The organism is Vreelandella venusta (assembly GCF_015689495.1).
Classification (GTDB): domain Bacteria; phylum Pseudomonadota; class Gammaproteobacteria; order Pseudomonadales; family Halomonadaceae; genus Vreelandella; species Vreelandella venusta.
Genome location: NZ_CP065135.1, coordinates 4,418,654 through 4,437,754 on the forward strand (window position 1 = coordinate 4,418,654; position 19,101 = coordinate 4,437,754).

Below are 19,101 nucleotides of genomic sequence, written 5' to 3' on the forward strand. Positions count from 1 at the left end.
TAGAAGATTTACGCTTATAAATTCCGTCTGCAACCGTTATTGACCTTTTAACCTTGGCGAGAAACCACCAAGGCGTCAAGTCACGGGGAGGGGGTTGTTACCAACGTTGGTTAGACCATGAAGGAAGCTCCACAGCCGCAGGTGGTCGTAGCATTGGGGTTTTGAACACGAAAACGGGCCCCTGCTAACCCTTCTTCATAGTCAATGGTTGAACCTACCAGGTATTGGTACGAGAGAGGATCGACGACGAGGATCGCATCGCCAAATTCAATTAACGTGTCGTCTTCGGCCACGTTTTCAGCAAAATCAAACCCATACTGGAACCCCGAGCAGCCACCACCGGTGACATAAACGCGGAGTTTCAGCGCAGGGTTAGCCTCTTCTGCCATGAGTGCTTGAATACGCTTCCGGGCACTGTCGGACAATAATAGAGGCGTTGGAACAAAAGCTTCTGCACCGCTCATGGGTACCTCCCGCGAGCTTTAAGAACAAATAATCGGCATCGGAGTGTGATTATGGGTAATTCCCAGCAAAATGGTCAACTATTGTGTTGGGGTATCAAGCAGAGGGCAGCTCGCCGAGGAGGCGCTTTGAATCCTTCCTTGGACGCTACATTTGCCTTCCCTGGCAAATGACCTCCTCTTTGAGCTGCCCTCTGCATGCTGGTATTTGGTGTGATTCAAGGCATCAACGCTGGGGCGTTGAGACCCATATTTTCGTCAAAGCCAAACATGAGGTTGAGGTTTTGAATCGCTTGGCCTGATGCGCCTTTAACGAGGTTATCAATGACCGAGAGCACGACGACAGTATTGCCATTGCCAGGACGGTGAACAGCGATACGGCAGGTATTATTGCCTTTGACGCTGCGAGTTTCCGGATGGCTGCCTGCTGGCATGACGTCAACAAACGGCTCGTGGGCGTAACGCTGCTCAAAGAGTGCCTGTAAATCGCCTGGCTCTTCAGTTAGCGTACTATAGAGCGTGGCATGAATGCCGCGGATCATCGGCGTTAAGTGCGGCACAAAGGTAAGCCCCACGGCGTTTGGCTGCATATCGCTTAAGCCTTGACGAATTTCAGGCAAATGGCGATGTCCAGACGCACCGTAGGCTTTCATCGATTCGCTGGCCTCGGCCAGTAGCGAGGCAACTTTGGCACCGCGGCCTGCGCCGGTAACGCCTGATTTGCAGTCAGCGATTAACTGGCCTGGGTCAATCAAACCAGCTTCCAAAAGCGGCAGATAGCCCAGCTGAACAGCCGTTGGGTAGCAGCCTGGTACGGCAATTAAGCGAGCCTTTTTGATTTTCTCTCGATGCATTTCTGGCAGGCCATACACGGCTTCTTTTAGCAGTTCCGGGGCGCCATGAGGTTGGTCGTACCACTGGCTCCATTCGGCGGCGTCGCGCAGCCGAAAATCAGCCGATAAGTCGATTACTCGCGTGCCATTGTCGAGCAGTTCGCCCGCTAGTGCATGAGCGACTCCATGGGGGGTCGCAAAGAATACCGCATCCAGTGCACCCAGTGCCTTGGCATCTGGCTCGCTAAACGTGAGGGCGTCATAGTGGCCGCGCAGGTTGGGATACATGTCGCATACCTTCACGCCTGCTTCCGAGCGCGAGGTAATGGCTTCTACGCTTACATGAGGATGCTGGGCAAGTAACCGTAACAGCTCAACGCCGGTATAGCCGGTACCCCCTACAATGCCAACCTTAATCACAAACCACTCCTTGCGCATTATGCACAGTCAGACCCAACAATAATTAACAGCCTAATGAGATACCTCAGGCTGTTGAACTGTAGCTAGCTATGATACACAAGAGAGCAAGCGCGTAAGAGCGCTATAGGGAAACAGGCATATGTTCACTAATGCGAACATGATGCGTAAAAACGAATAATAGGCGCAAGGACGGACGTTGTGGCACGTTTTTCCCGGTCAGATTTCACCTTAGAAAGTTTTCGTCGCCAACTGGCGAATGTTGATGCCCTGCCTCAGCTGTGTGTGCTGGGGTTAGTGTCAGGGGTGATCACAGGCGCGGTGATGGTGGCTTTTCGCTTATTGCTAGAGGTCGGCGCTGCCCTTTATATGCCTGAAGGCAACCCAGAGGCTTTTGAAGGACTCGCACCATGGCTTCGTGCACTGTTGCCGATGATTGCGGTGACGTTGATTGGCACACTGCTCTATCGCCAAAAGGCTGCCGCCCGTAAGTTAGGTGTTGGCCATGTGATTGAGCGTCTCACCTATCACCAGGGGCGTTTCCCTATGCGCAACTGGCTTAACCAGTGGTGGGTGGGCGTTGTGTCTGTACTGGGTGGTCTCTCTGCAGGACGTGAAGGCCCTGCCATTCATCTGGGCGCAGCGGCATCCAGTGGTCTAGGTCTCAAGCTTCGCTTGCCCAATAACAGTTTACGGGTGCTAGTTGCTTGCGGTACGGCGGCAGGTATATCCGCATCATTTAATACGCCAATCGCAGGGGTGATTTTCGCCATGGAAGTGGTGATGATGGAATACACCCTGATGAGCTTTATGCCGGTGATACTCGCCTCTACCATGGGGGCATTGGTCGCTCAATTGGTGTATGGCAATGAACCGGCGTTTCGCATTCCTGAAGTTGCCCTTGGCTCGCTAATGAACGTGCCTTGGGTGGTTATTATTGGTTTGGTGATCGGCCTGCTGGCGGGCTTATTTATTCATATTTCGCGCAGTCAGTACCTACAGCAGTGGCCGCTATGGCTTAGGTTAGGTGCTGTTGGGGTGATAACAGGCGCTGTTGCGTGGTGGTTTCCTGAAGTGCAAGGCATTGGTTACGACAGCGTTGCGGCTATGTTGAATAATCAGCTAGCGATTACCGTACTGTTGGCATTGATGATTGCTAAGTTATTGATTACTGCATTCACCGTGGCAGGTGGTGTTCCCATCGGCATTATCGGCCCCGTGCTAGTGGTTGGCGCTGCCACCGGTGCTTTAGGGGGGATGCTGGGCGGTTGGGTATGGCCAGATAAAGCGGCAGACCCCGGTATTTATGCCATGTTGGGCATGGCGGCAATGATGGGCGCTGTATTGCAAGCACCGCTTGCCGCCTTGATGGCGCTGCTTGAGCTAACGCATTCGCCACATGTCATGTTGCCTGGCATGCTCGTTGTGGTGGTTGCTTGCCTAACATCTCGTCAGCTTACCGGTTGCGAGGGCTTTTTTATTAGCACGGTGCGCTACGGCTTACATCCGTTACAGCAACCTTTAATGCAGGCACTTTCGCGGGTATCGGTGCCGGCGGTAATGGAGCGCCACTTAGTGCGCACAGATCGAATGATTACGCCTGATCAGGCACGGCGCCTATTGGAAACGAATCCTGTATGGCTGGTTATTGAGCGCTCTAGTGCAGAAAAACCCGTGTTGGCGCTGAAGGCCGCTGAGCTTGCGCGCTGGTTACTGGAGCATGATGAAGCGCTGCAAGACGAAGCCCCACCAGAAGACGAGTTCATCGATTTGCTTGAGATCCCTGGGCAGCGGCTTGAAATGGCACCTATCGGCTTACAAGCAACGCTATCGGAAGCGTTTCTAAAACTTCAGGACAATGCGCTAGGCGCACTCTATGTCGTGCATGGTTATCGGCCAAAGCAGCAGCGAATTTCAGGTATCATTACGCGTGGCGCTATCGAACGTTATTATCACTACACTGACCCCCGCGGTGCTGATTCCCAGTAATGAGCCCAACGCCTAAGGAGAGACCATGTATTTATGGGTAAAGGCCATTCATTTGATGGCGGTTGTTACCTGGTTTGCCGCGCTATTTTATTTACCGCGCCTGTATGTGTACCACGCCATGGCGCGGGATGCAGGCGATGAGCAAGCGATCACTTACTTTAAAACCATGGAGCGTAAGTTGTACCGTGGGATTATGACGCCATCGATGATCATGGTGCTAATATTTGGTGGCTGGATGCTTTATCTTGTACCCAATTGGTTGAGCCAAGGGTGGATGCACGCTAAGTTAACGCTTGTTGCACTATTAATCGCCTATCATCATGTTTGCTTAATTTATTTGAAGCAATTTGATCAAGCCCGTTGCACCAAAAGCCATGTGTTTTTCCGCTGGTTTAACGAAGCGCCCGTGATTGCATTAATCGCAATCGTTATTCTGGCGGTAGTGAAGCCCTTTTGATGCGCCGACCTCTTCCTCCCGTTGTTTTAGTATTAGCTGGCCATGACCCCACCGGGGGGGCTGGGTTAGTGGCCGATAGCGAAGCGATAGCCGCCTGTGGTGGCTGGGCAGTTACCATTCCAACTGCACTGACCGTTCAAAATTGCCATAACGTGATACGCACCCTGCCTGCAGAACCTGCTGTAATGAGGCAAATGGCGGAAGCATTAGGTGATATGCAAATTGCGGCTATTAAGTTGGGGCTGTTGGCTGATGAGGCGACGCTACGTGCAGCGGAACAAATTATCCGCCGTTTTCCAGGAATTCCTGTCGTCGCAGACCCAGTATTAAAAGCAGGTGGTGGCGCTAAGTTATCCACACCCGCTTTGCAGCAACTTTATATTGAGCGTTTGCTACCGCTTGTGGATATAGTAACGCCCAATCGGTTTGAACTTGCTGCGCTGACGCCTGAGATAACAGATCCTTTGGATGACACTGCACGTGCGGTTGCGTTGCTGGCGCAGGGTTGCCAAGGCGTTCTTGTGACCGCCACCGACGATCCACTCCCGGGTTATACGCAACAGGTTGTGCACACGCTGCACTCTCCTGACACCACGCGCCAATGGCAGTGGCCACGTTTGCCAGAAGTATTTCACGGGTCAGGCTGTACATTGGCCTCGGCGCTTGCGGCTCGTTTAGCCGTTGGTGAGCGCTTACCAACTGCTTGCGAGCAAGCCCAGCACTTTACCTGGGAGAGTTTGTCTCATGGTTATCAACCCCCTAGCGGACAGTGTTTACCGAAACGCTTGCCACGCCCCGTACGCTTTTGATCTCATTGGCAGTAAGCCATTAATGTTGAGGATGCCATGACCACATCTGCAGAATTATTTGACCTCGCCAGTCGTCACATTCCGGGGGGGGTTAATTCCCCTGTTCGTGCTTTTAAAGGCCTCCATCGCCCGCCTGTTTTTATGGAACGTGCTCAGGGTGCCTACTTATTCGATGTGGAAGGTAACCGCTACGTAGACTATATCGGCTCATGGGGCCCGATGATCACTGGGCATGCCGATCAGGATGTACTGGCCGCCGTGCGAGCACGGTTAGATAACGGCCTCTCCTTCGGTACGCCGACCGCTGTCGAAACCACCATGGCTGATCTGATCTGTGACATGATTCCTTCCATGGAAATGGTGCGTATGACCAGCTCAGGCACCGAAGCGACGATGTCGGCCATTCGCCTTGCGCGCGGAACAACGGGACGCGATAAAATCGTCAAGTTTGAAGGTAACTACCACGGCCATTCTGATTCATTGCTCGTCAAAGCGGGGTCAGGTGCGTTAACCCACGGGGAACCTAGCTCGCCAGGCGTGCCTGCCTCACTGGCTGAGCATACCATCACGCTCTCGTATAACGATCCTGAAGGGGTGGAGGCGTGCTTTGCAGAGATCGGAGAGCAAATTGCCTGCATTATCGTGGAGCCGGTCGCGGGCAATATGAACTGCATTCCTCCCCAGCCAGGTTTCCTAGAAACGCTGCGCCGAGTGTGCAATGAATCCGGTAGTATTTTGATTTTTGATGAAGTCATGACCGGTTTTCGCGTCGCTTTAGGTGGCGCTCAGGCACATTACGCTGTTACGCCTGATCTTACCTGCCTAGGTAAAATCGTTGGTGGCGGCATGCCCGTTGGGGCGTTTGGCGGTAAACAAGAAATTATGCAGAATATCTCGCCGTTGGGGCCGGTTTATCAAGCGGGTACGCTGTCCGGTAACCCGCTGGCCATGGCTGCCGGGGTTGCTCTACTAACCAAGCTAAAGGTGCCTGGTTTCCATGACGCGTTGACTCAACGGGTGCAAACGTTGTGTACCGGTTTGCAAGAGCGTGCCAACGCTGCCCGCGTACCGATGATGACCCAATCCGCAGGTGGCATGTTTGGCGTTTTCTTTACGTCGCAATCCCGTGTGGATAACTTTGCGCAGGCAACCGCTTGCAATCCCGATGCTTTCCGTCGTTTCTTTGGTGCCATGCTTGATCACGGTGTGTACCTCGCGCCTTCGGCCTATGAAGCTGGCTTTATGTCGAGTGCCCACACGCCCGAAGATATTCAGCTGACGTTGGATGCTGCGGAAAAAGCCTTTGCGGTTATGTAACATCAAGTAAAGCGCCTGCTACACTTTAAGAGCCGCTCCTACCGAGCGGCTCTGTAGTTAGTGAGGTAAGCACATTATGAAACGACAACCAGCTTGGCACTCTTCACGTTTTAACAACCTATTGTTAACCGCTGTTCTCACCTTTGGCCTACCGCTAACAGGGACGGCCGCACAGGAGCAAGATATGACTCAGATTCATATCACCATGGGCGGCACACCAGGCGCGGAATTCTCAGCCCAGTGGCGCATTACTCATAACGATGAAACCATTGAACACCCCGAAACACGCGGCACAGTGCCCGCTGAATTTACCTTTGAAGGCACTACACTAGAGGGGACGGTAAAACTACTCAGCGAAGATGATCGCCTAGAAGTCGATATTCTTAAAGGCGGTAACCGCTCGCGTTCTGCTACCCAAGGAAAAGGCAGCACGTTAACGGTAATGGTGCGTTAAATAAAAAAACCGCCCCAAAGAGGGGCGGTTTCCTGAGCTAAGTAAGTACTTAAAAAGTATTTATAAAAGTACCCACAAAGATGTTTACCACTGAGTAGAGATAGCAGAGTTATTGTTACCCGCCTGGAAGTGAGTTGCTGAAGCTGCGCTACCACCAACGGTGTTCTGGCGAATGGTTGACACGTTGCTATTGCCTGTCTGGAAGACATTCGCGATATGACCGTCGCCACCTTGGAAAATATAGGAGGCGCTCAGATCTGCTTCAACCTGAAGGACATTGGCTTCATTGTCGTTGCCATCTTGATGGATAAAGCTCCAGGTTTCGTCAGTATTTAATGCTTGATAAACGTCAGCATCGTTTCCGTTACCGAACTGCTCAATAATTGAGTCGCTTTGCGCAGTGTTCAAGAATTGAGCAACATTAGAGCTGTTGTTGTCGCCTTGTTGACGTACATAAGAGTCGTTAAGGCTGCCACCATCTTGCACGACGTTTGAATCATTATGATTGCCTATCTGATAAACAATCGACTCATGCTGATCGCCGCTTTGATACACATAAGAGTTGTTGTTATTACCTTCCTGGCCAACACGGGAGTATTGCTCATCATCATACTGATCAGTTTCAGCCATGTTGTTGTTACCAGTCTGGAAAATAAGCGAAGTCCGCATTGCATCACGATCAAAGCCGTTCATGCCCTCACGGATATCTTGCTGATTTTCAAACGCGGGGTTTGAGCCTGCGTTAGCAGCAGGGTTTGTTGTAGAGTTATCAAAGTCACGCGCTTGGCTAGAGAAACTAACAGCCATTGCAACAGCAGCAGCGATAACGGTCATTTGAGTTTTCATTGTGTTTCCCCTTTTTTTCGATCGACTTGCTTTGGTTGTTTACTGAGAAGCAGCTGGCGACTCAGTAGGTATCGATAGTGACTGGTCGTGCATTGCCCGAAAGATTCTGTTGCTGGACACTTACAGCACGTAAGCCACTGCCCGATTGTGAAATCGAAACGTCACCTTTAAATCCGTTTTGATAAATATCGGCTTTATACGAGACGTTATTACCTTGCTGATTAATAGAGGCGGTATTGTCATCGCCTACTTGCCAAATAATTCCGGTATTATTTCCGTTACTTTGCATTATGCTTGCTTGATTACCATTGCCGACTTGATCGACGTAGGCAAAATTAGAGAGCTGATAACTCACTGAACGTGACTGAGCAACACTTGCTTTATTATTGTTACCTTGTTGACGAATGATGCTTAGATTGCTGTGTAGTGCGGCATTATCAATAGCCGCAAACTGAGTAACTCTTGCACTTCTATCGAATAAGTCGCTTTCATTCTCATTGGCTTGTAACACAGAAGAAAAAGTCAGCAGAGCAATAGCTATCGTGATCGCAGCACGACAACGAGTTTTTTTCGTTGTAGTTGTTCTGAGCCGATAGCTAAAATGTTTCATTTTTAATTCCTTCTGAAACTCAATGTGTCCTTTTGTTTCATGGATTGAGTTTGGACCATTCTAAGAATGGCGCCATAGGAAGTTTTTTTAATGCTGTGGTTATATGCTTAACGTAAGTTATATTGTGTATTTTCTATTTTTTTGATTCTTATAGTACTAGTGTTTTAATTATGTTGAGTTTTCTGTTTTAATAAAAAAAGCCACTCGATCGAGTGGCCATTGTTTTTTATAGTTTTATTTTAGTAGTGTTCCCTTGATTAATTTTTACTAAAGCATAGGTATCGGTGCATTAAGATAGTCATCTAAAATGGTGTTTTGAATATTGGTTCCGGGAGCAAGATTCCATAATCGATTCTCGATACCTCTCGCTACAAGGTGAATGACAGCAGATTCTATCGCCGACATTACCGCGAGCTGAACCGGTTCATTTGTGGTTATACCTGCTTCGGCCTCTAATAAGCGCCTGAAATCAATAAAGCGATAAACCCCTGCGCGTAGCTCTTTGGAATAGATAGTCTTGGTGGTGGTGACGTTAGCTAATATTTCGCCTGTTGAGATTTCCACCGCACGTAAGTTCACCGTCACCTGATCGACCTGGTACTGGCCTGATGCCCCAATGCCAAAATATTCGGCACCGGCTCCTCCAGTTCGTACGTTCGATTCATAAGCAATAATGCCACCCTCTAACATCACCGACGCTGCTCTTAACGATGGCAGCGTATCGGGCTGCCCAAAGCGTTCGAACTCCGCGCGAATAATACGGCGTTCTGTTAACAAGTTTTGTAATCCAACACGTTCAAGCGGGATAAACCAGCCAGAGTCAGATAGGGCCCCGGTAAGCATAGCTGCAGCCCCTTGGGTTACCGCCGTTGAAAACGTGCTGGCGGGGGCTGGCCGATATTGCCCTGTTTGATCACGAAAATCATACACAGAGACAAATATCTTTCCTGACGGTGGCGGGAGCGATACAAGATCCTGGTAGGTAGCTCCTCTAGGTGTGAGTGTTGCTTCAGCACCTTCTAAATTTTCAGACGTTGCCACCATTCCTGCACAGCCACTCAGCAGGCTCGCGATGACAATTGAGGCGATAATTTTCATAATGATCCCCTGACAAAGCAGATAGCGTTAGTCGTTATTACTGGTTTTTTAGCGATTGGTATCGATGTTGTTGTTAAGGGTTAAATAGGCCGCCAACGCTAATCTCTGTTACATCTCCAGTAACTTTATCCACAACACGCACAATTAGTTGTCCGCTATTGTCACTTACGACAACGCCGAACTCATCGCTATCGAAGCTACCTTCACTGACTTCACCGCGGCTAACATCGGAAATGAGCTGTGATATCAACCGACTTTCTAAACTTTGTAATAAGCGCTCAGTGGATGATAATGTTTGCCCCCTACGTGCATTTGGATCTGTATTGGTATCTTGCGACTGGGCTTTACCTAACAGGTAACTACCTGTAAAAGGGTCGCCGCCAAAAGAAGGATTAATAGGTTTATAAATTAAATCCCCTGATTGCGCGTGAACACTTATTCCCATTAATACTATGAACGTAGCGCAAGCTGTTTTTCTATAGTTTTTCATTAGAATAACTCCTCTTTTCCCAAGTCTTTATCTGAGGTAAGAGCAGATGCCAGCTGCTGCTGGAGAAGTGCCTCCTCAACGATATTGACAGCTTCTCCTGCTACGCGGTCAGCTTCGCTAATCCTGGGAGAGAGCTGTGTTCTGAAGTACATCCGATTGCCTTCCACGATGGCAATTTGGCTGCCCCAGCGGGCATCGGGACGTTCTTGAATGGTAATCGTGGCATTACCGATAATGAGGTTATCCATTGCCCGCTGACTGAAAGCGCGATAAAAGGTCTTACCTGCCATGGTGACGGTACGGTCGACCATGATGCCGGTAAGTTCACTACCTCTATTTCGTTGTCCTTGAATTTCTGGGCCATCCGGACTTGATAGTTGGTTAATAGCGTTAACTTCTTCCTGTTCGTTGGCGGCTAATGCGCGGGGAGAATTGTTTTTTTCATTGGCAAATGTATCAGTCGTTAATGCAAGAAAACTGATAAAAATGACCAGTAAATAGCGATGTAAATTCATAGCTATATACCCTTTTAAAAATCTACCGATGACGTTGTAAACTACGTGCGGTTTCTATATTAGGAAGAATTGGTCCAAGGTTCTGATGGATCCAGTTAAGTGCTTGAATACGATTGTGGACGTTTATTTTTCGGAAAATGTTATAAAGATGAGACTTGACGGTGTGCTCACTTACAAATAACTTGTCGGCAATCTGCTGGTTAGAAGAACCCGCGCTTAATAAAGAGATAATTTCCATTTCTCGATTGGTTAATCCACAGGCTGGACGGAACGCGTTGCTTTGATACTTGCGATAAAAAAGAATCAGGCGCGCCATTAAATCTCGAGACATCCACAGCTCATCATCAAGTAACGCGTGGATACCTTTGCAAAATACCTCTAAGCTCTCATTGCGATAAAATACCCCTTTCAATTGAGCGCATGAGAGCGCTTCTAGCGCATGGTCCATATCGCGAATATTGAAAGCGGCTAGGGGGACTTTTGTAAGCGCTTCTGGCAGTTTCTCTTGCCACTCTGGCAATGCCTCTACACTAATATGGTCACTATCAATTAGGATGAGCAGCTTTTCGACAGGTGAAGAGGGTATGGTGACGTCAGGCGAGTAAATGCTAATTGAGCAATTGGTGTGATCATGTAAATAGTCTGCAAATAGCTGTGATTGCGGACTTTTTTCGGTAATGAGATACACCAAACCTATGGTCTTTTCCTGTGACATTGGGAAGCCCTCGTGGAAAGAAAGAGTGAGCAGGTGCTCTCAGAAGTGTTGCCTATAAGATACATTTCGTAAAGTTTTGTTATTAGTTGTTTGGCAAAAATAATTTGAACATATATATGCTTTTTGGAAATATAAATGTTAACTATATGATTTAAATTTATTTATTTTTTAATATAAGGAATATTTAAATTAGATCTGCATGTTTACATTGAGTAACAAAAGGCTTGCTTTAGAAGAAATTTGAGACAAGTAAACTCATTACCTTCCTTTTCGGAGATATCGTTATGGCATCGTCAAATACCTTAGTTTTAGCCAGCGGAAATGTAGGAAAATTAAAAGAATTCAATCAATTACTAACACCCCTTGGGTTAGATGTTCGTGCGCAATCCGAATTTGGAGTAGGCGATGTGGAGGAAACAGGGCTTACTTTTGTTGAAAACGCACTTCTGAAAGCTCGTGAGGCAAGTAGAATCAGTGGGTTGCCTGCATTGGCAGACGACTCAGGCCTTGAGGTGGATGCACTTCATGGTGCGCCAGGTATCTATTCAGCGCGTTATGCCGGTGAGCCTAAAAGTGACGAGCGCAATAATGAGAAATTATTAACGTCGCTCAGCAGCTATGCTGAGGGTCAACGTAGTGGGCGTTATTGGTGCGTATTGGTCTACTTGCGTCATGCAGAAGATCCCGTACCTGTTATCGTGCAACGCAGTTGGGAAGGTGAAATTCTGGCGCATCCACGAGGTAATGGCGGTTTTGGCTATGACCCTCTTTTCTGGCTACCGGATCAAGGAATGAGTGTTGCCGAGCTATCCAGTGAAACCAAGAACCGACTTAGTCATCGTGGGCGAGCATTACAGGGCTTGGTTGAGCTGTTGAAGGTGGCGCATGGCTGAATTACTGCCTCCCTTATCGCTATATATTCATACGCCATGGTGCGTACGTAAGTGCCCGTACTGTGACTTTAATTCCCATGAGCCTAGTAATGACGAGTTGCCCGAAGCGGCTTATTTAAATGCCCTGCTCAATGATTTGGAGGGTGATTTATCGTTAGCAAGTGAAAGAGAAATTCAAACTATCTTTATTGGTGGTGGCACGCCAAGCCTGTTATCACCTGCTTTTTACGATCAATTGTTCAAAGAGATACGCCTTCGGTTACCGTTCTCCTCTACTATCGAAATTACCCTTGAAGCGAATCCTGGCACGACCGAGCAGCAGCGTTTTATTGGTTATCGAGAAGCCGGGATCAATCGCTTGTCTTTAGGAGTTCAGAGCTTTCGCCCTGAGCAGCTTAGCGCGTTGGGGCGTATTCATAGCGGCCAAGAAGCGGTCAATGCTGTTCGCCAGGCGCGTGAAGCTGGGTTTGATAATCTCAATATTGATTTAATGCATGGGTTACCTAAACAAACCCCGACTCAAGCGATGGAGGATATTGAACAGGCATTGGCTCTAGAGCCTGAGCATCTCTCCTGGTATCAGTTAACGCTTGAACCGAATACGGCGTTTTTCTCTCATCCGCCTGTGTTACCAGAAGAAGAGGCTCTCTGGGACATTCAAGAAGCTGGCCACCAACGCCTTGAGCAAGCTGGTTTGCGGCGCTATGAAATTTCCGCCTACGCGCGAGCGGGTCAACAAAGCCGCCACAACATCAATTATTGGCAGTTTGGCGATTATTTGGGAATTGGGGCGGGAGCGCATGGAAAACTGACGACGGTTGATAGCCAGGGTCAGCGGCATATTGAAAGGCGCTGGAAGACGCGTCAGCCAGAGGCGTATTTACGCCGTGCAAATGATCCGCGTGGCTTTGTGGCTGGCAAGCAGCCGATAGCAACGCAGGAACTACCCCTTGAGTTTGCGATGAATGCGTTACGTTTAACCGATGGCGTCACAATGGATGTCTGGACGGCTTACACAGGGCAGCCACAAGACGTGTTACTTTCACGGTTACAAAGTGCGTATGAAAAAGGACTTTTAATGGAAATGCCCGAAAAGCTGCGTGCATCGCCTCAAGGTCTATTATTCTTGAACGAATTGCTGACATTAATAAGCGATGAGTGATCAGCGATATATAAAGCTATTACCCTGAAGATTATCAAGGAGTGAGTGATGCGTATTTCTCGACTACTGACCCCGCTGGCAGCAGCCATTTTGTTAGCTGGTTGTGCTACCTCGGACCCTTATGGCGGTCAGACGCAGCGCTCTAGCACTGCGATGGGATCTGGCATTGGCGCGGCTATTGGCGCTGCCGCTGGTGCGCTGTCTGGCGATGGCAGCACTAGCCGTCGTGATCGTGCATTGATTGGTGCGGCGGTAGGTGCTGCAGCGGGTGCCGGCATAGGCGTGTATATGGATCGTCAGGAGCAACAGCTGCGCCAAAATCTCCAGGGCTCGCGTATTGAGATTGATCGTCGCGGTGACGATATTGTGCTTAATATGCCCAGCGGCGTTACGTTTGGTTTCGACTCTGCTGAGCTTACCAGCGAGGCGCGTAACTCTCTTAACCAAGTAGCGAATGTACTGACCCAGTACCAGGATACCCGCGTCAATATTGCTGGCCACACTGATAGCACCGGAGATGCAAACTATAACCAGCGCCTGTCTGAGCGCCGTGCCCAGTCTGTGGGTAATTACCTTAGCCAAAATGGCGTATCCTCGGCTCGATTAAACACCATGGGATACGGGGCCAACCAGCCGGTTGCTAGCAATAATTCTGAACAAGGCCGTGCGCAAAACCGCCGTGTTGAAATTACCTTGACTCCCACCGGGAATGGCCAGGGTTAACGCTAACGATTGATAAGCTAACCTCGGCATTGCCGATAAACGCCCGCTATGCTCACATAGCGGGCTTTTTTCGATTCTCTGTTAGCGAGCGACTATGCTGTCTTACCAACACGCTTACCATGCCGGTAACTTTGCCGATGTGCAGAAACATTTAACGCTTTACGCGGTGGCTGATTATCTATTACGTAAAAAAACAGCCATTACATATATAGATACTCATGCGGGACGAGGCCTCTATCCACTTAACACCAAAGAGACTCAGCGGCTTCAAGAATACCGTGAGGGCATTTGGCCGCTGTGGAAAGCGAGTGAACAGCTAACTGACCCTTTATTGAGAGGTTGGCTAACCACGTTGCTAACTGCCCAGCCCCATGCATCTGAGCTGACCCATTACCCTGGCTCACCTTGGTGGCTTTCTCAGGCGCTTCGTGAGCAGGATCGCCTAACGTTATTTGAGCTTCACCCTGGTGAGCATGAGCACTTAAGCAGCCAATTGCTTTCCCCGCAGGCGCAGCGAATTTATGGGGATGGCCTGACAGGCTTGAGTACGCTAATACCGGTTGCAACCCCTCGTTTATGCGTACTGATTGACCCTAGCTACGAACGTAAAGCGGAATATTTAGAGGTAGTTGATGCGGTGACCTATAGCCTAGCCAAAGCGCGGCATGCGGTGCTACTGGTGTGGTATCCACTGTTACCAGCAGGCCACCATCACTCGCTGCTAGACGGTTTGAAGGAGAGCGGCATTCGTAAAATTTGGCGTAGCGAGCTTCAACGCCATGCACCAAGCGAGCAAAGCCATGGCATGTACGGTAGTGGAATGCTAGTGATTAACCCGCCTTGGGGATTGGATGAGCGTCTAGCGGCGGCGATGGCCCACATTACGCCGCTGCTAGGCTCAGATAGTGACTATCGATCAGAGTGGCTGGTAGGCGAATAGCCGGTTGGCCGTGTGTTATTTACCAATACAAAAACTGCCAAAGATTTCACCGAGCAGGTCGTCAGCGCTGAATTCACCGGTAATTTCGCCTAACGCCTGCTGAGCATCGCGCAAGTCTTCGGCCAGCAATTCCCCGGCTCCGTAGCCATCTAGCTGGGCACGTCCGGTGTCTAGTGCCGCCATAGCGCGATCTAAGGCGTCTAAATGGCGACGGCGGGCTGAAAATCGTCCCTCGGTTGTCGCAGAAAAGCCCATAATATCTTTTAGATGGGTTTTTAAGTTATCCACACCCATGCCGGTTTTGGCGGATAGCCTGATCGTTGGCGGGGTTGTGGATAAATCAATGCCCGCTGGTTCGGCGCTGGTATCGATTTTATTTCGCACCAGTGTCAGGCGTGTTTGATCGGGGAGTCTGGCGACAAATTCTGGCCAAATAGTCATAGGATCGGTCGCATCGGTAGTGGAGGCATCTACCAATAGCAGCACGCGGTCGGCTTTTTCGATCTCTTCCCAAGCACGGGCAACGCCGATTTTCTCTACGGCATCGGGAGTGTCGCGCAGCCCGGCGGTGTCGATTATATGCAACGGCATGCCATCAATATGGATATATTCCCTCAGTACGTCACGGGTGGTGCCAGCAATATCCGTGACGATAGCGGTATCTTGTTCGGTCAATGCATTGAGCAAGCTAGACTTACCGGCATTGGGCCGTCCAGCAATCACCACGCTCATTCCTTCACGTAACAGTGCCCCTTGCCCTGCGGCTTTGCGAACCGCCATTAGCGCTTGCTGAACGCTGTCTAAACGATTGGCAACGTGGCCATCGGCTAAAAAGTCGATTTCCTCCTCAGGGAAATCAATCGCCGCTTCGACGTATACCCGTAACTCAATCAGTCGCTCCACTAATGTCGATATACGCTGGGAAAACTCACCTTGTAGCGAGCGTACGGCATTTTCGGCAGCGGAACGGGAAGTGGCATCTATCAGATCGGCAATGGCTTCGGCTTGGGCTAGATCCAGCTTGTCGTTTAGAAAAGCACGCTCTGAAAACTCACCTGGGCGTGCGAGGCGTGCGCCAAGCTGTAGGCAGCGTTCAAGCAGCATATCCATAATGATTGGCCCGCCATGTCCTTGCAGTTCAAGCACGTCCTCACCCGTAAATGAGTGGGGGCCGTTGAACAGTAGCGCAATGCCTTCATCAATCACGCTTTCAGCGGCATAAAAAGGGCCATAGTGAGCGTAACGAGGGGAGGGGCAGTGGCCAAGTACAGCGGCTGCGATATCGCGGCAGGCAGGGCCTGAGACGCGAATAATGCCAACACCGCCGCGGCCAGGAGGAGTTGCCAGAGCGGTAATGGTGTCTTGGGTGTAAAGTCGATCGGCCATGGCGCTTCTCGTTGGTGTATGGCGAAGATTGTCGCGTTGTTCATCCTAAAACGCCAGACCCCCGCAAAGGCGGGGGTCTGGAGGTAGCATAAGGGAGCGTGTTACTTGGTTCGCAACCCTTTGCCGACGTTGGGATCATTCTCAATGTTACGCGTAATGAAGTACTGCTGCGCCACCGAGATGATGTTGTTGACGACCCAGTAGATAACCAGACCAGCTGGGAACCATAGGAAGAAGAAGGTGAAGATAATCGGCAACATCTTCATGATCTTCGCCTGCATAGGATCTGGCGGTGTCGGATTCAGCATTTGCTGAACAAACATCGAGATACCCATCAAAATCGGCAAGATGAAGTAGGGGTCTTTCACCGAGAGATCCTGAATCCAGAACATAAACGGCGCATGGCGCAGCTCAACGGACTCAAGCAACATCCAGTACAGGGCGATAAATACCGGCATTTGCACCAGAATCGGCAAACAACCACCCAGCGGATTGATCTTCTCTTTCTGGTAGAACTTCATCATCTCTTGAGACATTTTCTGGCGATCATCGCCATACATCTCTTTGAGACGCTGCATTTCCGGGCCAAGTTTACGCATACGCGCCATTGACTTGTAGGCTTTGGCGGATAGCGGGAACAGCACCAGTTTCACGAGTACGGTCAGCAGTACAATTGACCAGCCCCAGTTGCCAACGATGTCGTGGATCTTATCCAGTAACCAGAACAGCGGGTTAGCGATAAACCACAGCCAACCGTAATCGACGGTTAAGCGTAGATTGGGAGCGACTTGTTCAAGATAGTCTTGAACCTTGGGTCCCATGTACAGCGTTGCACTTAGCGTTGCCTCGCCGTCAGCGGCCACACTGCTCGTGGGGCCAGCAAACGCTACGACATTACGATCCCGTGAATCGGTAGTGACATAGTAGAGGTTTTGCTGGTTTTGCGCCGGCGCCCAGGCAGATACGAAGTAGTGTTGGATCATCGCAATCCAGCCACCCTGCGCCTCACGATTTTCAAAGTTATGGCTTTGAATATCGTCGAAGTCGATTTTTTCGTAGCGCGCATCAGGGGTAGAGTAGGCTGCACCTAGATACGATTTCATACCCATAGAGACGCCACTTGAGGGGTCAGGGCTATTATCGCGCGCCAGTTGACCGATAAAGCGTGCGCTAATCGGTGACTCGGTGTTGTTGGCTAAATAGTAACTAACGTTGACCGCGTAGTCGCCGCGCTTAAACGTCAATCGCTTAATAACCTCAACGCCGTTAACTTCCGCTGTTAAATCAACACTTAGCTGCTCTTCATCGTTTCCTAAGCGGTACTCGGTACGCTCGGGCGTGAAAGCAATGCGGCTAGCCTGGCCGTCCAGTTGAAGACCCGAACGAGCGACGTAGCTACGCGTTGAGTTATCAGAAAGCAACACGTAGTTACGATCTGAATCCTGCGTTAGCTTATGCTGCGGTAGGGCAGCGTACACGATATCGCCACCATGTGGGTCAATACGTACGTCGAGAACGTCGGTAGTGACAGCAATAAAGTCTCGGCTAGACGAGTTACTTTCTGCTTCTCCCGGCATGCCTTCACTAATGGCATTTTGGGGAGCCGACGAACTGGGAACCGATAAATCATCACTGCCAACATTGTTGGCGGATGAGTCGTTGCTGTTTTGGGTAATTTCAGGCGTCGAATCGACGCTTATTTGCCCATAATCCTGATTCCACTGTACAACCAATAGGTAGGCAAGTACTGCCAGTGGAATCAGTAATAAAAGTCGTTTTACGTCCATGAGGGTTCTGCCCGATGGGTGGTGAACATGCTAATGGCGCAGTGTCATTTACTCGACCCATGACACACGAAAGCCTGCCAGACGGCAGGCCGAGGTCGAGCGGCGAGGTGTGTCGTCAAGCGTCACGTGTTACGCCATTAGGCGGGAGTGATACAGACACCGCCTGTGCGTCACGCTGAAGCCGTTTCCACATGCCATTTAGCTGGCGATTCAGCGTCTCGTTATCAATATCTTGAACACCGCGCTTTGCCAGTATCACGATATCCACAGAGGGTAAGTGATCTTGGCGGAGGCGAACAGATTCTCTCACGAGTCGCTTAAAGCGGTTGCGATCAACAGCGAGCTTCACATTCTTTTTGCTGACTACCAGTCCAATGCGGGGATGTCCCCGGGTACTCAAACGCGCTAACGCCATCATACCTTTGCCATGAACCTTCAGGTCTGCTTGTTCGAACACGTGACTAAAATCCCCAGCGTTTAGCAAACGTAAGCACCGGGGAAAGCCTTGATGCGGCACACGCAATCCGAGATCAGGCGCTCAGACGCTTGCGGCCTTTGGCGCGGCGGCGTGCGATAACGGCACGGCCGTTTTTGGTTGCCATACGAGCACGGAAGCCATGCGCGCGCTTGCGCTTGAGAACGCTGGGTTGAAAAGTGCGTTTCATAACTCGTTATTCCCACGTGGTTTAGGACGGAAAGTGAATTCCAAAAGACCCGGTCCAGTGAGGAAACTAGCCGGGGAGTTTCAATTCAAGACCGGAAATTGTAGAGACTTCCCGCGTCCGGTGCAATTTTTCCTTGCACAAAAAGCGTTAAAAAGGCAATGGAGGCCCTGTGCACATCGCCATCGTGGCTTCTTGTCATGACACTACTATTACTAATGAGGTTATTTAAAACCTACTGTTATTAATAGTGGGGATACTTATTGTGGATAAGTTGTTTTAGATTATTTTTATCAACAGCTTAAAAAAATAAAAAATCTGTGCATAACCTTCGGATAAGCCTTAAATAAACTGTTAATTAGGTGTGTTCAACAGGTTATAGAATACACCAAAACAGCTTTGTCCCTGATCGATTCCCAGCTTTTCCCTATGCCTTATGAATAGTTGTCCACAAGGCAAAAAGAGGCATTAGTGCGTGTGGATAACCGGTCCGTTGGGCGCTACAATGGTCGGCCGTTTTCAACCGATGGTGAGATG

Annotated in this window: 21 protein-coding genes; 9 read left to right on the top strand and 12 right to left on the bottom strand. The window is 49.8% G+C overall.

The genetic code is table 11. The features are described from left to right. Positions 1-110: 110 nt before the first annotated feature. Both erpA and argC read right to left on the bottom strand, forming a co-directional pair. Positions 111-464: an iron-sulfur cluster insertion protein ErpA gene (gene erpA, locus IR195_RS20335; RefSeq protein WP_083007796.1), complete on the bottom strand. Its 354-nt coding sequence runs from the start codon at positions 462-464 to the stop codon at positions 111-113. Between the two features lie 215 nt (positions 465-679). After that, entirely contained in the window at positions 680-1,714 is a 1,035-nt protein-coding gene (gene argC, locus IR195_RS20340; protein ID WP_206048460.1) for an N-acetyl-gamma-glutamyl-phosphate reductase, read from the bottom strand. Positions 1,715-1,912: 198 nt separating this feature from the next. On the opposite strand from argC, the gene IR195_RS20345 reads away from it, so the two are divergent. From IR195_RS20345 to IR195_RS20365, 5 genes are all read left to right on the top strand, one after another. Further along, entirely contained in the window at positions 1,913-3,700 is a 1,788-nt protein-coding gene (locus IR195_RS20345) for a chloride channel protein (protein ID WP_206048461.1), read from the top strand. A gap of 25 nt (positions 3,701-3,725) precedes the next feature. Further along, a complete protein-coding gene (hemJ, locus tag IR195_RS20350) occupies positions 3,726-4,157 on the top strand; it encodes a protoporphyrinogen oxidase HemJ (protein WP_206048462.1) in 432 nt (143 codons plus the stop codon). After that, positions 4,157-4,966, top strand: coding sequence for a bifunctional hydroxymethylpyrimidine kinase/phosphomethylpyrimidine kinase (gene thiD, locus IR195_RS20355; RefSeq protein ID WP_206048463.1), 810 nt, complete (start codon positions 4,157-4,159; stop codon positions 4,964-4,966). The genes hemJ and thiD overlap by 1 nt, the downstream gene beginning before the upstream one ends. Positions 4,967-5,002: 36 nt before the next feature. Beyond that, positions 5,003-6,283: a glutamate-1-semialdehyde 2,1-aminomutase gene (hemL, locus tag IR195_RS20360; protein WP_146942215.1), complete on the top strand. Its 1,281-nt coding sequence runs from the start codon at positions 5,003-5,005 to the stop codon at positions 6,281-6,283. Positions 6,284-6,359: 76 nt separating this feature from the next. Beyond that, positions 6,360-6,737 (top strand): hypothetical protein, encoded by a 378-nt coding sequence (locus IR195_RS20365; RefSeq protein ID WP_146942213.1) that lies wholly within the window; start codon positions 6,360-6,362, stop codon positions 6,735-6,737. An 84-nt stretch (positions 6,738-6,821) separates the two neighbouring features. On the opposite strand, the gene IR195_RS20370 is transcribed toward IR195_RS20365, so the two are convergent. The 6 genes from IR195_RS20370 to IR195_RS20395 all read right to left on the bottom strand — a co-directional run bounded on the left by IR195_RS20370 (position 6,822) and on the right by IR195_RS20395 (position 11,011). Beyond that, positions 6,822-7,583, bottom strand: coding sequence for a hypothetical protein (locus IR195_RS20370; RefSeq protein ID WP_206048464.1), 762 nt, complete (start codon positions 7,581-7,583; stop codon positions 6,822-6,824). A 61-nt stretch (positions 7,584-7,644) separates the two neighbouring features. Next, positions 7,645-8,193 carry a hypothetical protein gene (locus IR195_RS20375; RefSeq protein ID WP_125753334.1) on the bottom strand — a complete coding sequence of 183 codons (549 nt, stop codon included), beginning with the start codon at positions 8,191-8,193 and terminating at the stop codon, positions 7,645-7,647. Positions 8,194-8,460: 267 nt separating this feature from the next. Continuing rightward, on the bottom strand, positions 8,461-9,291 hold the full coding sequence (locus tag IR195_RS20380; RefSeq protein WP_125753337.1) for a CsgG/HfaB family protein: 831 nt from the start codon (positions 9,289-9,291) through the stop codon (positions 8,461-8,463). A gap of 73 nt (positions 9,292-9,364) precedes the next feature. Continuing rightward, positions 9,365-9,781: a curli assembly protein CsgF gene (locus IR195_RS20385; RefSeq protein ID WP_125753340.1), complete on the bottom strand. Its 417-nt coding sequence runs from the start codon at positions 9,779-9,781 to the stop codon at positions 9,365-9,367. After that, positions 9,781-10,296: a CsgE family curli-type amyloid fiber assembly protein gene (locus IR195_RS20390; protein ID WP_125753343.1), complete on the bottom strand. Its 516-nt coding sequence runs from the start codon at positions 10,294-10,296 to the stop codon at positions 9,781-9,783. Before IR195_RS20390 ends, IR195_RS20385 begins: the two co-directional genes overlap by 1 nt. 22 nt (positions 10,297-10,318) lie before the next feature. Continuing rightward, entirely contained in the window at positions 10,319-11,011 is a 693-nt protein-coding gene (locus tag IR195_RS20395) for a response regulator transcription factor (protein WP_125753346.1), read from the bottom strand. Between the two features lie 284 nt (positions 11,012-11,295). Between IR195_RS20395 and rdgB the strand changes: the two genes are divergently transcribed. The 4 genes from rdgB to IR195_RS20415 all read left to right on the top strand — a co-directional run bounded on the left by rdgB (position 11,296) and on the right by IR195_RS20415 (position 14,729). Beyond that, a complete protein-coding gene (gene rdgB / locus IR195_RS20400; RefSeq protein WP_125753349.1) occupies positions 11,296-11,904 on the top strand; it encodes an RdgB/HAM1 family non-canonical purine NTP pyrophosphatase in 609 nt (202 codons plus the stop codon). Then, a complete protein-coding gene (hemW, locus tag IR195_RS20405; protein WP_125753352.1) occupies positions 11,897-13,066 on the top strand; it encodes a radical SAM family heme chaperone HemW in 1,170 nt (389 codons plus the stop codon). Before rdgB ends, hemW begins: the two co-directional genes overlap by 8 nt. A 48-nt stretch (positions 13,067-13,114) precedes the next feature. Further along, complete coding sequence (locus IR195_RS20410; RefSeq protein WP_089040124.1) at positions 13,115-13,789, top strand: YiaD family glycine zipper/OmpA-like lipoprotein; 675 nt, start codon at positions 13,115-13,117, stop codon at positions 13,787-13,789. A 94-nt stretch (positions 13,790-13,883) separates the two neighbouring features. Then, a complete protein-coding gene (locus tag IR195_RS20415) occupies positions 13,884-14,729 on the top strand; it encodes a 23S rRNA (adenine(2030)-N(6))-methyltransferase RlmJ (protein WP_206048465.1) in 846 nt (281 codons plus the stop codon). 15 nt (positions 14,730-14,744) lie between these two features. Here IR195_RS20415 and mnmE read toward each other — a convergent pair whose 3' ends face one another. From mnmE to rpmH, 4 genes are all read right to left on the bottom strand, one after another. Continuing rightward, complete coding sequence (gene mnmE / locus IR195_RS20420; RefSeq protein ID WP_125753358.1) at positions 14,745-16,115, bottom strand: tRNA uridine-5-carboxymethylaminomethyl(34) synthesis GTPase MnmE; 1,371 nt, start codon at positions 16,113-16,115, stop codon at positions 14,745-14,747. A 101-nt stretch (positions 16,116-16,216) separates the two neighbouring features. After that, positions 16,217-17,902, bottom strand: a complete 1,686-nt coding sequence (gene yidC, locus IR195_RS20425) for a membrane protein insertase YidC (RefSeq protein ID WP_206048466.1) — start codon at positions 17,900-17,902, stop codon at positions 16,217-16,219. Between the two features lie 115 nt (positions 17,903-18,017). Further along, positions 18,018-18,419 (bottom strand): ribonuclease P protein component, encoded by a 402-nt coding sequence (rnpA, locus tag IR195_RS20430; protein ID WP_125753364.1) that lies wholly within the window; start codon positions 18,417-18,419, stop codon positions 18,018-18,020. Between the two features lie 13 nt (positions 18,420-18,432). Further along, positions 18,433-18,567, bottom strand: coding sequence for a 50S ribosomal protein L34 (rpmH, locus tag IR195_RS20435; RefSeq protein WP_009723348.1), 135 nt, complete (start codon positions 18,565-18,567; stop codon positions 18,433-18,435). Positions 18,568-19,101 lie beyond the last annotated feature (534 nt).

Bases quoted from the DNA above. Each gene is read 5' to 3' on its own strand.
- hemJ (WP_206048462.1), top strand. From the start codon at position 3,726: ATGTATTTATGGGTAAAGGCCATTCATTTGATGGCGGTTGTTACCTGG.
- rdgB (WP_125753349.1), top strand. From the start codon at position 11,296: ATGGCATCGTCAAATACCTTAGTTTTAGCCAGCGGAAATGTAGGAAAA.
- IR195_RS20385 (WP_125753340.1), bottom strand. From the start codon at position 9,781: ATGAAAAACTATAGAAAAACAGCTTGCGCTACGTTCATAGTATTAATG.
- hemW (WP_125753352.1), top strand. From the start codon at position 11,897: ATGGCTGAATTACTGCCTCCCTTATCGCTATATATTCATACGCCATGG.
- IR195_RS20395 (WP_125753346.1), bottom strand. From the start codon at position 11,011: ATGTCACAGGAAAAGACCATAGGTTTGGTGTATCTCATTACCGAAAAA.
- thiD (WP_206048463.1), top strand. From the start codon at position 4,157: ATGCGCCGACCTCTTCCTCCCGTTGTTTTAGTATTAGCTGGCCATGAC.
- erpA (WP_083007796.1), bottom strand. From the start codon at position 464: ATGAGCGGTGCAGAAGCTTTTGTTCCAACGCCTCTATTATTGTCCGAC.
- IR195_RS20370 (WP_206048464.1), bottom strand. From the start codon at position 7,583: ATGAAAACTCAAATGACCGTTATCGCTGCTGCTGTTGCAATGGCTGTT.
- IR195_RS20415 (WP_206048465.1), top strand. From the start codon at position 13,884: ATGCTGTCTTACCAACACGCTTACCATGCCGGTAACTTTGCCGATGTG.
- rpmH (WP_009723348.1), bottom strand. From the start codon at position 18,567: ATGAAACGCACTTTTCAACCCAGCGTTCTCAAGCGCAAGCGCGCGCAT.
- IR195_RS20375 (WP_125753334.1), bottom strand. From the start codon at position 8,193: ATGAAACATTTTAGCTATCGGCTCAGAACAACTACAACGAAAAAAACT.
- IR195_RS20390 (WP_125753343.1), bottom strand. From the start codon at position 10,296: ATGAATTTACATCGCTATTTACTGGTCATTTTTATCAGTTTTCTTGCA.
- IR195_RS20365 (WP_146942213.1), top strand. From the start codon at position 6,360: ATGAAACGACAACCAGCTTGGCACTCTTCACGTTTTAACAACCTATTG.
- IR195_RS20380 (WP_125753337.1), bottom strand. From the start codon at position 9,291: ATGAAAATTATCGCCTCAATTGTCATCGCGAGCCTGCTGAGTGGCTGT.
- hemL (WP_146942215.1), top strand. From the start codon at position 5,003: ATGACCACATCTGCAGAATTATTTGACCTCGCCAGTCGTCACATTCCG.
- yidC (WP_206048466.1), bottom strand. From the start codon at position 17,902: ATGGACGTAAAACGACTTTTATTACTGATTCCACTGGCAGTACTTGCC.
- mnmE (WP_125753358.1), bottom strand. From the start codon at position 16,115: ATGGCCGATCGACTTTACACCCAAGACACCATTACCGCTCTGGCAACT.
- IR195_RS20410 (WP_089040124.1), top strand. From the start codon at position 13,115: ATGCGTATTTCTCGACTACTGACCCCGCTGGCAGCAGCCATTTTGTTA.